Annotated in this window: 10 protein-coding genes; 4 read left to right on the forward strand and 6 right to left on the reverse strand. The window is 72.2% G+C overall.

All coding sequences use genetic code 11. The features are described from left to right. Window positions 1-32: 32 nt before the first annotated feature. A complete protein-coding gene (locus ACWD4U_RS09360) occupies window positions 33-1,307 on the reverse strand; it encodes a deoxyguanosinetriphosphate triphosphohydrolase (RefSeq protein ID WP_363460762.1) in 1,275 nt (424 codons plus the stop codon). Between the two features lie 48 nt (window positions 1,308-1,355). Next, the gene (locus ACWD4U_RS09365; RefSeq protein ID WP_363460760.1) at window positions 1,356-1,700 is read right to left on the reverse strand and encodes a hypothetical protein; all 345 of its coding nucleotides are present in this window, start codon (window positions 1,698-1,700) and stop codon (window positions 1,356-1,358) included. Window positions 1,701-1,888: 188 nt separating this feature from the next. On the opposite strand from ACWD4U_RS09365, the gene ACWD4U_RS09370 reads away from it, so the two are divergent. Together ACWD4U_RS09370 and ACWD4U_RS09375 are read left to right on the forward strand one after the other, a co-directional pair. Then, on the forward strand, window positions 1,889-2,530 hold the full coding sequence (locus ACWD4U_RS09370; protein WP_363460758.1) for a helix-turn-helix domain-containing protein: 642 nt from the start codon (window positions 1,889-1,891) through the stop codon (window positions 2,528-2,530). Next, window positions 2,527-3,873 (forward strand): MFS transporter, encoded by a 1,347-nt coding sequence (locus ACWD4U_RS09375; protein WP_363460756.1) that lies wholly within the window; start codon window positions 2,527-2,529, stop codon window positions 3,871-3,873. The genes ACWD4U_RS09370 and ACWD4U_RS09375 overlap by 4 nt, the downstream gene beginning before the upstream one ends. 133 nt (window positions 3,874-4,006) lie before the next feature. On the opposite strand, the gene ACWD4U_RS09380 is transcribed toward ACWD4U_RS09375, so the two are convergent. After that, window positions 4,007-4,759, reverse strand: a complete 753-nt coding sequence (locus ACWD4U_RS09380; protein ID WP_363460754.1) for a sirohydrochlorin chelatase — start codon at window positions 4,757-4,759, stop codon at window positions 4,007-4,009. A 168-nt stretch (window positions 4,760-4,927) separates the two neighbouring features. Then, on the reverse strand, window positions 4,928-6,457 hold the full coding sequence (locus ACWD4U_RS09385; RefSeq protein WP_363460752.1) for a tetratricopeptide repeat protein: 1,530 nt from the start codon (window positions 6,455-6,457) through the stop codon (window positions 4,928-4,930). A 742-nt stretch (window positions 6,458-7,199) separates the two neighbouring features. Between ACWD4U_RS09385 and nirB the strand changes: the two genes are divergently transcribed. Together nirB and nirD are read left to right on the forward strand one after the other, a co-directional pair. Further along, window positions 7,200-9,827 (forward strand): nitrite reductase large subunit NirB, encoded by a 2,628-nt coding sequence (nirB, locus tag ACWD4U_RS09390; protein ID WP_363460750.1) that lies wholly within the window; start codon window positions 7,200-7,202, stop codon window positions 9,825-9,827. Then, entirely contained in the window at window positions 9,824-10,171 is a 348-nt protein-coding gene (gene nirD / locus ACWD4U_RS09395) for a nitrite reductase small subunit NirD (protein ID WP_363460748.1), read from the forward strand. The genes nirB and nirD overlap by 4 nt, the downstream gene beginning before the upstream one ends. Window positions 10,172-10,257: 86 nt before the next feature. Here the strand turns inward: nirD and ACWD4U_RS09400 are convergent, their stop codons facing one another. Both ACWD4U_RS09400 and ACWD4U_RS09405 read right to left on the reverse strand, forming a co-directional pair. Continuing rightward, window positions 10,258-11,049 carry an SGNH/GDSL hydrolase family protein gene (locus ACWD4U_RS09400; protein WP_363460746.1) on the reverse strand — a complete coding sequence of 264 codons (792 nt, stop codon included), beginning with the start codon at window positions 11,047-11,049 and terminating at the stop codon, window positions 10,258-10,260. Window positions 11,050-11,184: 135 nt separating this feature from the next. Then, the gene (locus tag ACWD4U_RS09405; protein WP_363460744.1) at window positions 11,185-12,126 is read right to left on the reverse strand and encodes a PAC2 family protein; all 942 of its coding nucleotides are present in this window, start codon (window positions 12,124-12,126) and stop codon (window positions 11,185-11,187) included. Window positions 12,127-12,705: the final 579 nt, after the last annotated feature.

Raw genomic sequence — 12,705 nt, forward strand, 5'->3', positions numbered from 1 at the left:
GGTGATACCGGGGTCGCTTTCGGCGGCCGGGATCAGGACACCAGCTTCGCGTGCAGCGCGAGGGCCGAGGCGTCGGTGAGGGTGGCGATCTGGTCGATCACGGTGCGCAGCGCGGCGCGGTCGTCCTCGGCCTCCTGGTACTGGGCGGCGAAGACCGGGTCCAGGCCGTGCGGGGCGTCACGCAGCAGGGCGTCGGCGAGTTCGGCGATCACGATCCGCTGGCGGGAGCGGAGTTGGGCCTGCTCGTCGCGCTGCATCACGTACCGGACGGCGACCGCCTTGAGGACGGCGCACTCCAGCCGCACGCCGCGCGGGACGACCAGCTCGGCCGCGTACCGGGTGAGCGGGCCGGGGCCGTAGCGGGCGCGGGTGGCCTGCTCGGCGGTCAGGCAGAAGCGGCCGATCAGCTGGCTGGTCAGGTCCTTGAGACCGGCCCGGCTCCGGGCGGTGCCGTCGTACGAGGCCGGCCACCAGTCCTCGGCCTGCAGGCGGTCCAGTGCCTCGGCGAACTCCTCCGGGTAGGCGTCCGCGGCGTACCGCTCGGCGACCTTGAACAGTTCGGCGCGCTCCTGCGGGGAACGCAGCGCCGCCGGGTCGATGTGGCCGGCCTGCAGGCCGTCCTCCACGTCGTGGGTGGAGTAGGCGACGTCGTCGGACCAGTCCATCACCGTGGCCTCGAAGCACTTGCGGCCGTCCGGCGCGCCGGTGCGCAGCCAGCGGAAGACCGGCAGGTCGTCGCCGTACACCCCGTACTTGCCGGAGCCGGGGTCGGTGGGGTGCTCGCCGCGTGCCCACGGGTACTTGGTGGCGGCGTCGAGCGCGGCCCGGGTGAGGTTGAGGCCGACGCTGCGGCCCGGCCACGGGGCGAGCCGGGCCGGGTCCTCGTCGAGCGGGGCGAAGCGCTTGGGCTCCAGCCGGGTCAGGATGCGCAGCGACTGGGCGTTGCCCTCGAAACCGCCGCATGCCTGCGCGGCCTGGTCGAGCGCCTCCTCGCCGGTGTGGCCGAACGGCGGGTGGCCGATGTCGTGGGCCAGGCAGCCGGTCTCCACCAGGTCCGGATCGCAGCCCAGCGCCGCGCCGAGCTCCCGGCCGACCTGTGCGCACTCCAGGGAGTGGGTGAGGCGGGTCCGCGGGAAGTCGCTGCGCATCGGGGCGACCACCTGGGTCGTGCCGGCCAGGCGGCGCAGCGCGGCGGAGTGCAGGACCCGGGCGCGGTCCCGCTCGAACGCGGTGCGGCCGGGCCGCTTGTCGGGCTCGGGCACCCAGCGTGCCTCGGACTGCGGATCATACGGCGCCGTGTTCTTCATATGGCCCTCACCGTACGCCTGGTGGCGGACATTGCGCGGTGCGCCGCGCTAACGGGAGGCGGCGAGCAGGCGGCGCCACCGCGGCTGCTCGGTCACCAGGCACGCGGCGGCCAGCCCGACGGTGAGCAGGGCCGCCCAGCGCGGCCAGGCGTACCAGGCGCCGAGCACCGCGGTCGCCAGTTGCATCAGCACCAGCCCGATGGTGACCCAGCCGGGGACGGCGATCAGTACCTGCTTCTTGTCGCCCGGGGTGGCGAACAGTGTGGGCAGGCCGATCAACACCGCGTCGGCGAGGACCGCCAGGGCCACCGAGTGCGGGGCGAGCGCCCACGGGACGGCGATCCAGGCGATCAGTTCGGTGAGGAAGCGCAGCGGGTCGGCCAGTCGGGTCACGCGCCGACTCTCCCACGGTGGCACGGGAGTTGGAGAGGGGGGTGCGGCTCGTGCACCCTCTGGCACCCGATCCCATGCTGCAGCGAACGCCGCCGAGCACGTCGCCGAGAATGTCGCCGAGAATGTTGCAGAGGATTCTCTGCAAAGAGGTCTATGCAGAGAATCCTCTGCACTCTAGTGTTGCCTCCATGAACGAGCACCGCCCCGAAGACCGCCCCACTCCGCAGCCGCCGCAGGACGCGCAGTCGCAGGACCGGCAGCAGCCGCGCCGCCGGATCGACGCCGGCAGCCTCCGCGGGCTGGCCCACCCGCTGCGCATGCGGCTGCTGGAGGAGCTGCGGCTTCACGGGCCCGCCACCTCCGCCCTGCTGGCCCAGCGGACCGGCGAGTCCACCGGCACCACCAGCTGGCACCTGCGGCACCTCGCCGAGCACGGCTTCATCGAGGAGGAGACCGGCCGCGGTACCAAGCGGGAGCGCTGGTGGCGGGCCGTCCGCAGCCAGAACGTGCTCGCCACCACCGACTTCGACCAGGACTCCGGCGCTCAGGACGCGCTCTCGTTCTTCCTGTCCGAGAACCTCCGCCGCCAGTACCAGCGGGTCGCCGACTCGCTGGCCGCCGACTGGGAGGGCGAGTGGCGCGGCGCCGGCTCCATGAGCGACTGGACCAACCTCAGGCTGACGCCCGCTCAGCTCAAGGCGCTCAACGAGGAGCTGTTCGCCGTGGTCACCCGCCACACGCCCGATCCGGACGCCACCCCCGACCCGGACGCCCGACCCGTCATCGTCCAGATCCAGGCCATGCCCCGAAAGGATCCCGACCAGCCGTGACCGAGCCCGCCGCCCTGCCCGCCGCCCCGACCGTCCGACGGGTGGGCCTGCTCCGCCGGCACCGCGACTTCCGCCTGCTGTGGACGGGCGAGACCGCCAACAAGTACGGCTCCGCCGTCACCGGCCTGGCGCTGCCCCTGATCGCCGTCACCACGCTGCACGCCGACACCTTCGAGGTCGGGCTGCTCAGCGCCGCCGGCTGGCTGCCGTGGCTGCTGATCGGGCTCCCGGTCGGGGTCTGGGTGGACCGGTTGCCGAGCCGGCCGATCATGCTCGCCTCCTCCGCCGCGGCGCTGCTGCTGTTCGCCACCGTCCCGCTGGCGGCGCTCGCCGGGGTGCTGACGCTGGCCCAACTGCTGGTCGTCGCGCTTCTGGCCGGTGCGGCCGGCGTGTTCTTCCAGACCGCGTACACCGCCTACCTTCCGCAGGTGCTCGACCCCGTCGACCAGGCCGAGGGCAACGCCAAGCTGCACGGCAGCGCCTCCGCCGCCGGTATCGCCGGGCTCGGCAGCGGCGGCCTGATCGCCCAACTGGCCGGGCCGGTCAACGGCTTGCTCGCCAACACGGCCACCTTCCTGCTGTCACTCTGGTGCACCGCGCGGATCGGCCACCGGGAGACCAGCCGCGCCGACCGCCCCCGCCGGGCGCTGCGCAAGGAGATCGGCGAGGGACTGCGGCTGCTCGGCTCCGACGTCTGGTTCCGCACCTTCACCCTGTTCGGCGCCACGTCCAACCTGGTGCTGACGGGTTATCAGTCGCTGCTGGTGGTCTTCCTGATCCGCGAGGTCGGCCTCGGCGAGGGCACCGTGGGTCTGCTGGTCGCGCTCGCCTCCACGGGCGGCATCGTCGGAGCGGCCATCGCCCGCCGGGTCGCGGCCCGGCTCGGCTCCTCGCGCGGCATGCTGGTGCTCGAACTCGCCCTGCCCGCACTGACCGTCCTCATCCCGCTGACCAGCCGCGGCGCCGGACTGGTCTGGTACCTGCTCGGCGGCTTCGGGGCGTCCGCCGGTGTGGTCGCGGGCAACGTCATCAAGGCCACCTTCCAGCAGCGCTACTGCCCGCCGGAGTTGCTCGGCCGACTCTCCGCCAGCGGCGCGGTGCTCAACTTCGGCGCGATCCCGGTCGGCGCGGTGCTGGCGGGCGTCCTCGGCACCGAACTCGGCGTCCGGCCCGCGATGTGGCTGATGACTGCCGGGGTTCCGCTGGCCGCCCTGGTGCTCTGGTGCTCGCCGATGCGAAGCGTGCGGGACCTGCCCACCGAACGGGCGACCTCCCTCGGCCCGGTGACCGCACGACAGCCGGCCGTGACGGCGTCCGCGACAGCGGCCGAGTACCGGGACTGACCTGGCGTCAGGACTGATCGACAGCACCCCCCGGGGGCTCGCCACGCGGCCGGCTGGGCGGCAGCGTTGACAGCGAGAGTTCCGTGCTGGGTGTCGGCGGCTCAGCTGGTCAGACCTGGCCTGGTACCGCAGGTCAGCCGACGCGCCGTGCCGTTCGGGAGAGGAACGACTGGTAGCGGTCCAGCACGAGGCGGGCGAGCAGCGGGTGGTCACCGAGCGGGGCGGACGTCAGGGCGGCCCCGGCCGCGGCGGCGAGGCGGGCGAAGTCACCTGGGGCGGTGAAGTACGAGGCGACCGCGACGCGGTGGCGGCCATCGTCGGAGAGCTCGGCGACCGCGGCGGCGACGCTCGGCCCGGCGGCTGTCACGTAGCCCGGGCGGACGGTGACACCGAGTCGGGCGGCGAGCAGTGCGGCCTGTGCCTCGGTGTCACGGGCGGCGTCCGGATCGCGGGAGCCGGAGGCGGCCAGCACCACGGGTTCACCACTCCAGCCGGCCGACGCCAACCGGTCGGCCAGCGCCTCCACCAACAGCGGGTCCGGGCCGAGCGGCGGGGCACACTCGCCGTCCAGGTGGTCGGCGGCGGCGAGCAGCCGCGGGATGTCAATCTTGCTGTGGTAGCCGCGACCGAGCAGCAGTGGCACCAGCACCACCCGGCCGGTCAGCTCGTCCAGCACCTCGGGCAGCAGCGGGGCGTTCAGCCCGAGGTGGCCGAGCCTGATGTCCAACTCGGGCCGGACGGATTGCAGGCGGGCGTGCAGCCGGGCTATCTCGGCTGCTGCGGCGGGGTCGTGCGAACCGTGCGCCACCAGCACCAGGGCCGGCCGGCGGGCCGTGTGCAGCACCCGCAACGGGGCGACGCGGCCGGGAAGTGAGGTGGTGGTCATGATGCCAGCCTGCCGAACCCCTGTTTCACCCCGGTTGCCCGCCGGTCACGGGTGATTTCTCCGCTCTCACCCACCGGGCGACCTGTGGTGAGCAGCCGACCCGTGCATCCGGCCGTTCTGGACAGCCCGACAGCCCTGCGACCGGACGGCTGACCGATGCGGGACGGGTCAGCGGCTGGCACCGGCCCGGGACCCGGGCTGACGGGGGACGCGGATTCGGCGCTCCGACGTCGGAACGGCAACCGTGGGCGCGGGACGGCTGACTGCGACGACGGCCGTCCGGACAGTCGACACCGCCTCGGCTGACTGTAAGCCAATGCGCGGGACAGGCGCGGTGAGTGGCTTCGCCGAGCCCCGCGCGGCAGGCCCCGACGCGGCCGCACCACCGGAACGCCGCAGGTCGGTCGGCGCCTCGTGCGTTCCGGCCAAGTCCTCCCGAAGCGTCAACGCCTCGGTGTGGGCCACCAGGTCGCCTGCCTCCGCGGCGCGGCGGTACCACTCCAACGCGCGCTCCGGCTGGCGGCGTTCGGCGAGCATGCGGGCGGCTGCGAGCAGGGCGTCCCGGTCGCCGGCTTCGGCTGCGCGCTGGTACCACTCCAGTGCCTCGTCGATCCGGCCGCGCGTCTCCAGTATCTCGGCCGCTTCCCGGGCCGCCTGGTTGTCCCCGGCTTCGGCAAGCCGCTGCAGCCAGTGGATGGCCTGGTCAAGCACGCCGGAGCCGGACAGCATCCGCGCCGCCTCCCGCAACCGGTCGGCCTCCGGGCGATCCTCGCTGCGTGCCAGCAGGTCCGCCTCGAAGTACCGGCCCGCTTCCTGCAGCAGCCCGATCGCCTCTCGCAGCAACCGGGCCTCCGCACTGGCGTCGACCTCCGACTCGGCGGAACCAGCGGCGGCCGGGACCTCTTCCGTTCGCGCAGCCGCACGACGAGGCGGACCGAACTGCGCCGCGCGGCCGGGAAGGTGCGGTACGCCGGGCGCGCCGGACAGGACCGACGCGTTGATGGCACCGGACAGGACCGATGCGTCGATGCCCCCGGGCAGGGCATGACGATCACCGGCCGCGACCGCTGCCCGATACCACTTGGCGGACTCCCCCAGGCGGCCCAGGTCGGCGAGCAGGCGGCCGAGTTCACGCATCGCGTAGGCATCACCACGATCGGCGGCACGCTCGTACCAGGTGACCGCCTCCCCGGTGTCGCCCTGGCGCTCCAGCATGTCGGCGGCCTGGAACAGCGCGGCCTCACTGCCGGCGTCGGCCGCCTTCCCGTACCAGGTCAACGCCTCCGTCAGGGCCCCTTCGCGCTCGCACCGCTCGGCTCGTTCACGCAGGGCCTGGTGGTCGCCGATGTGCGCATACCAGGGCAGGTTGTCGTACTGGCCGTGCCGGGCGAACATCGCCGCCGCCTCGTACCAGGCGTCCTCGTCACCCGCTTCGGCGGCGCGCTCGTACCAGGCCGCCGCTTCGTCGATCCGCCCGACCGACTCGAGCAGTCGGGCCGCCTCGTACGGGACTGCGGTGCAACCGTGTTGCCAGGCACGTTCCCACCAGGCGACCGCCTGTTCGGTCCGACCGTCGGCCGCGCAGCTGCGGGCGTACTCGGCCATCGCCTCCGGACGGCACTCCTGCACGGCCCGCTCGAACCAGGAGATCGTCAGGTCGCCCTGCCCGGGCTGTCCGAGTCGCTCAACTGCTTCCATCAGCGCCTCCACCACCCCGTTGGACGCCGCTTGTCCGTCCTACTCGACCGATCCTGCGAGCCGCCTGCGTAAGAAAGCCGTGCCGCTCCCACCCGCGATGCTGCGCAAGGCGGGGTGACGGGGCCGGGTGACGGGGCCTTGCCGGTCGTGATCGCCGTGGTGGTGGTGTCAGCACAACGGAGTGGGCAGTCCGGCCGCTCACACCCGTGTCTGCCGCCATGCCAGCCCCCGGCTTGACTCGGACCGGATGTCCGAATCCGCTCCCCTGTACTGCAGAGTACGCACTCGGACCCCGGACCGTACCGACTTCTCCGCGAATCCCGTTCAGGATCGCTGGTTGCCCCTCCTCACCCATCTCCCACCTGCTAAAGGGGCCTGATCATCACTCAGCTCCACTGAACGCACGAGCGAGCTCCGAACTGTCGAACGGAGTCGCGAGTCCGGCACCAGAGCGCCCCGTCGGTGGTGCTCTCACAACTGGCCCGGGGAGATGATGAGGTCGAAGTTCCGGTGGCGAAACAGGGTGGCACCGGTCGGGTAACACCCTCCGACCATGCTCTGAGCCATGACAGCGACCGGGCTCCTCACGGCCTAGGACACACCCGGGCGGCAGCCTCCGACGGACCGGAGGCGCCGGTGTCCTCTACCGCCGGATCATCGCCCACCCGGTCGGTCGACGCCCCGTCAGCCCGCCAGCTCCAGCTGCTCGCCACCCGGAGCACGACCTCGGAGGGACTTCCCGATGACCACTGCCAAGCCCACACTGCTCCTGGTCGGCTACGGCATGGTCGGCCACCGCTTCCTGGAAGCCCTGGCCGACACCGGAGCCGCCGACCGCTACCGGGTCGTCGTCCTCGCCGAGGAACCCCGCCCGGCCTACGACCGGGTCGGACTGACCTCCTACTTCTCCGGCAAGAGCGCCGAGGACCTGCTGCTCGCCGAAGAAGGCTTCACCGATCGGCACGGGTACGAGGTGCACCTCTCCTCCCCCGCCGTCTCACTCGACCCGGCGGCCCGGACCGTCACCACGGCCGCCGGGCACACCATCGCTTACGACACGCTGGTGCTGGCCACCGGTTCCTACCCCTTCGTGCCCCCGGTCGACGGCCGGGACGCCGAGGGGTGCTTCGTCTACCGCACCATCGAGGACCTCCAGGCGATCGAGTCGTACGCCGCCCGGGCCACGGTGGGCGCGGTGGTCGGCGGCGGCCTGCTCGGGCTGGAGGCGGCCGGTGCGCTCAAGGGCCTCGGGCTGGAGACCCACGTGGTGGAGTTCGCACCGCGTCTGATGCCCGTGCAGGTCGACGAGGCCGGCGGCGCAGCGCTGCGACGGACCATCGAGTCGTTGGGCGTGGTGGTCCACACCGGGATCGGCACCAAGTCGATCACCGTCTCCGAGGGCCGCGCGGTCGGCATGTCCTTCACCGACGACTCGGAGCTGGCGACCGAACTGGTGGTGTTCTCCGCCGGTGTCCGCCCCCGCGACCAGCTGGCCCGGGAGGCCGGCCTGACAGTCGGTGAGCGCGGCGGCATCGCGGTGGACGCACACTGCCGCACCTCCGACGAGCACGTCTACGCGATCGGCGAGTGCGCCCTCGCGGTCGACGGCCGGGTGTACGGCCTGGTCGCCCCCGGGTACGAGATGGCCGTCTCGGTGGCCCAGCAGCTCGCTGAACAGGCCGCCCAGCCGTTCACCGGCGCGGACCTCTCCACCAAGCTGAAGCTCCTCGGGGTGGACGTCGCCAGCTTCGGCGACGCCTTCGGCACCACCCCCGGCGCACTCGACGTGGTGTACTCCGACTCCCGCAGCGGCGTCTACAAGAAGCTGGTGGTCACCGGCGAGGGTGCACTGCTCGGCGGCATCCTGGTCGGCGACGCCTCCGCCTACGCGACGCTCCGACCGCTGGCCGGCACCGGCAAGCCGCTGCCCGTCCCCGCCGAGTCGCTCGTCCTCCCCGCCGGGGTGGACTCCGCGGTGTCGCTGGGCAGTTCCGCCCTGCCAGACGACGCGGTGATCTGCAGCTGCAACAACGTCACCAAGGGCACGATCCGGGCCGCCGTCACCGACCACGACTGCACCACCGTCCCCGAGGTGAAGAAGTGCACCCGGGCCGGCACCAACTGCGGCTCCTGCGTGAAGCTGCTCGGCACGATCATCGCCGACGAGCTGGAGGCGAGCGGAGTCGAGGTCGACAAGGGCCTGTGCCCGTGCTTCGCGCACACCCGCGCCGAGCTGTACGAGATCGTCCTGGTGCGGCGGATCGCGACGCACCGTCAGCTGCTCGCCGAGCACGGCCGCGCCCCGGAGGGCGCCGAGGGCTGCGAGATCTGCAAGCCGACGGTGGCCTCGATCATCGCCTCGCTGGCACCCGAGCTGGAGGCCTCCGGTCACATCCTCGACGGCGAGCAGAGCGCTCTGCAGGACACCAACGACCACTTCCTGGCCAACCTGCAGAAGAACGGGTCCTACTCGGTGGTGCCGCGGATCCCCGGCGGTGAGATCACTCCGGACAAGCTGATCGTGATCGGCGAGGTGGCCCAGGAGTTCGGCCTCTACACCAAGATCACCGGTGGTCAGCGGATCGACCTGTTCGGTGCCAGCGTCGACCAGTTGCCGCGGATCTGGAGCCGCCTGGTGGCGGCCGGGTTCGAGTCCGGCCACGCCTACGGGAAGTCGCTGCGCACGGTGAAGTCCTGCGTCGGCTCGACGTGGTGCCGCTACGGCGTGCAGGACTCGGTCGCCATGGCGATCCAGCTCGAACTGCGCTACCGGGGCCTGCGGTCCCCGCACAAGCTGAAGTCCGCCGTCTCCGGCTGCGCCCGGGAGTGCGCCGAGGCCCGCGGCAAGGACTTCGGCGTCATCGCCACCACCAACGGCTGGAACCTCTACGTCGGCGGCAACGGCGGCGCCACTCCCCGGCACGCCGACCTGTTGGCCCAGGACCTGGACGATGAGCAGTTGATCCGGCTGATCGACCGCTTCCTGATGTTCTACATCCGCACCGCGGACCGGCTGGAGCGCACCTCCACCTGGCTGGAGCGGATCGACGGCGGGCTGGACCACGTCCGCGAGGTGGTGGTCGAGGACTCGCTCGGAATCGCCGACGAGCTGCAGGCGCTGATGGCGCATCACATCGAGGACTACCAGGACGAGTGGGCGGCCACCCTGGCCGACCCGGAGCGGATGCGCCGCTTCGTCTCCTTCGTCAACGCCCCCGGGGTTCCCGACCCGAGCATCCGCTTCACCCCCGAGCGGGACCAGATCAAGCCCGACCTGGTGCTGCTGGCCACCGAGGAGCAGCTGCTCGCCGCCCTCGACCCCGACAACGCACCGCTCTCCGCCACCCGTCTCCTGGAGGAAGCCCGATGACCACCACCGCCTCCGCCCTACGGATCGAACTGCTCGCCGGCGCCGGCTGGGCACCGGTCTGCGACCCGGAGCTGCTCGTGCCCGGCCGGGGTGTGGCCGTGCTGCTGCCGGACGGCCGTCAGGCCGCGGTCTTCCGGGACGGCAACGACCGGCTCTACGCCACCGACAACCGGGATCCGTTCACCGGGGCGTACGTGCTCTCGCGCGGCCTGCTCGGCTCCACCGCGGACGGCCGGGTCTACGTCGCGTCGCCGCTGCTGAAGCAGCGATTCGACCTGCTCACCGGAGAGTGCCTGGACGACGACACCGTCCGGATCGCCGTCCACTCGGTCCGCACGGCCTGACCAAGGCCCCACCGGCCCCCGATCAGCTCCGCCCCGATCCCGCCGCCCGCTCCGGGCGGCGGGATCGGACGACGGGGTCAGCGCCACTACCTCAGCGCGCCGAGCACGGCAGCCGCCATCCCTTGCTGGCCCTGGGCGTTCGGGTGGATCGGAGCCAGGCCCTGGGTGGGCTCCGGGGGCTCGATCCAACGGGTGCCGGGCGCGGCGCACATGTCGTGTCCTGACGAGGCCGTGTAGGTGTCGATGAAGGCCACCCCGGCCGCCTCGGCCCGTTGCCTAAGCATCGCGTTCAGCTGCTGTTCCTGCGCCGCGACGAATCTCACATCGCCGGCCGCGATGTCGTCGCCCAACGTGGCGGAGCAGGTCGCCGGATCCTGCGGGAGCAGAGCCGGATAGCCGACGAGGAGCACCTTGGCGTCAGGTGCCCGGCGCTTGATCTCACCCAGGGCGGCGGTGAGCCACTCCCCGGTGGCATCCACCTTCTGCTGGACTTCGTTCCGCCCGCCGCCGGTGGTGTAGTACGCCCGGCACGGGGCGTCGGAGCCCCCACCGAGCAGAACGTGCTTCACGTTCTCCATCGCGCAGCGGCCGATCACGTCCAGGAACCCGGCGTCGTTGCCGCCGATCCCCAGCGTCACCAGCCGGGTGGCCGAGGTCAGCGCGTCCAGCTGCGGCGGGTTGGCCCCGCCACTGGTCTGTTGAGCCGCCGTCAGGTCCCCCGTCCGCGCTCCACTGCAGCTCACGTCCGTGAAGGCACTCAGATCGAGCTGCCGCGCCACCAACGACGGGTAGTTGACCCCGGAGCGCCCGCAGCCTTCCGGGGTGCCGCCTTGTGGCGGGATGCGCAGCCCCGAGGTGTAGGAGTCCCCGAGCGCCACGTACGGCCCGGTGATCCGGGTCGCCGATGCAGTCGGGGACGCCTTGTCAGGGCCGGGCTTCGGGTTACCCCCGCCGCTGCAACCGGCCACGCCTATCAGGGCCGCCGCGGCGACGACCAGGATCCCCCGGCGCACCTACTCGGCGCCGCGCTCGTGCTCAGCCAGGAACTCCTCGAACCGCCGGCCCAGCTCGTCGGCGGAGGGGAGGTCGGCCGCCTCGGCGAGCAGGCTCTCCCTGCCGACCGCGCCGGAAACCGCGTCGTACTGGCCTTCCATGCCCTGGATCGCGGAGCGCAGATCGCCGTCGCCCTCAGCGAGTTGGCTGTCGATCTCGGCGTTGACCTCGTCGACCCGGCCGCGCAGTTCACTGCCGGGCAGGACCAGCCCGGTGGCGGACTGGACCGCCTCCAGGATCGCCACCGCGGCCGCCGGGTAGGCCGAGCGCGCGATGTAGTGCGGCACGTGGGCGGAGAAGCCGAGGACGTCGTGCCCGGACTCGGAGAGCCGGTACTCCACCAGCGCCTGGGCGCTCCCCGGCACCTGCGCCTGGTCGAACCACTTGGGGTGGCCGGTGGACAGGTCGAGCCGGTTGCCGTGCGGGGTGAGGCCGACCGGGCGGGTGTGCGGCACGCCCATCGGGATGCCGTGGAAGGCGACGGAGAGCCGGACCTCGAAGCGCTCGACCAGGTCCCGGACGGCTGCGGTGAACAGCTCCCACTCGGTGTCCGGCTCGGGGCCAGTGAGCACCAGGAACGGCGCTCCCACCGAGTCACGCACCAACTGGAGCAGGATCTCCGGCGGGTCGTAGTCCGTCCAGCTCTCACGGTCGAAGGTCATCACGGGGCGGCGGGCTCGGTAGTCCACCAGCCGGTCGTGGTCGAAACGGGCCACCACCTGCGGCGATCCGTGCTCCAGCAGGTGGGTCACCACCTGGTCGCCGGCCTCGCCCGCGTCCATGAAGCCCTCGAAGTGGTACAGCAGCACAAGACCGGTGCCCGCCTCGGCCGCGGCGCGTGCCGCCGCGAGGGCCGTCACCCCCTGTGGTTCCAGCTCGTACAGCTCCTTGGGATCACGCACGGTGCACCCAACCCCGTTCCGTATCGTCGTCGCGGAATGCTTTCTGATCTGCTCTGTCCAGCGTGCGGCGGCTCGCTGACATTCCCGCCCCAGCCCGAGTCTTCACGCCGTCTCTCAAATCCTCTCACCTTCCGATAAAGCCGCTGGTCGTGGGCGTGGCGTGGCAGCCGGAGGGTACTATGGCAGGGCGTCACGGCGTGCCGAAAGGATCCGCGCGCGCTCGTTGGCGCGCCGCGAAGTGACGCACCGCCTTCTGGCGGGTATCGTCCTCTCGCTGCCTCGCATCGTCGCGTCGTCGCGCCACGCCGTCTGTCACGTCGTGGGCCACGCCCCGGTCCGTTTGCGCGGCCAGCCACTCTCTGCGCACCTTGCCTTCACCTGGCCGCCTGCTTCGCTTCGTGATCTCGTTTCTCTCTCGGCCATCTCGCGGACGCACACTGTCCCGTCGCTCATCCCGCCGGATCGGTCCGTAGACCCGTGTCCGTACCGGCACCGCGCTGCCCGCCTCCGGGCCGCCGACCCGCCGCACGCCCGAGCCTCTGGCGTGGCGAGCCCGGTCGGCCGCCTCCGGGGCCGGGG

The sequence above is a fragment of the Kitasatospora sp. NPDC002522 genome, assembly GCF_053595195.1.

Bases quoted from the DNA above. Each gene is read 5' to 3' on its own strand.
- ACWD4U_RS09360 (WP_363460762.1), bottom strand. From the start codon at position 1,307: ATGAAGAACACGGCGCCGTATGATCCGCAGTCCGAGGCACGCTGGGTG.
- ACWD4U_RS09370 (WP_363460758.1), top strand. From the start codon at position 1,889: ATGAACGAGCACCGCCCCGAAGACCGCCCCACTCCGCAGCCGCCGCAG.
- ACWD4U_RS09380 (WP_363460754.1), bottom strand. From the start codon at position 4,759: ATGACCACCACCTCACTTCCCGGCCGCGTCGCCCCGTTGCGGGTGCTG.
- ACWD4U_RS09385 (WP_363460752.1), bottom strand. From the start codon at position 6,457: ATGGAAGCAGTTGAGCGACTCGGACAGCCCGGGCAGGGCGACCTGACG.
- nirB (WP_363460750.1), top strand. From the start codon at position 7,200: ATGACCACTGCCAAGCCCACACTGCTCCTGGTCGGCTACGGCATGGTC.
- nirD (WP_363460748.1), top strand. From the start codon at position 9,824: ATGACCACCACCGCCTCCGCCCTACGGATCGAACTGCTCGCCGGCGCC.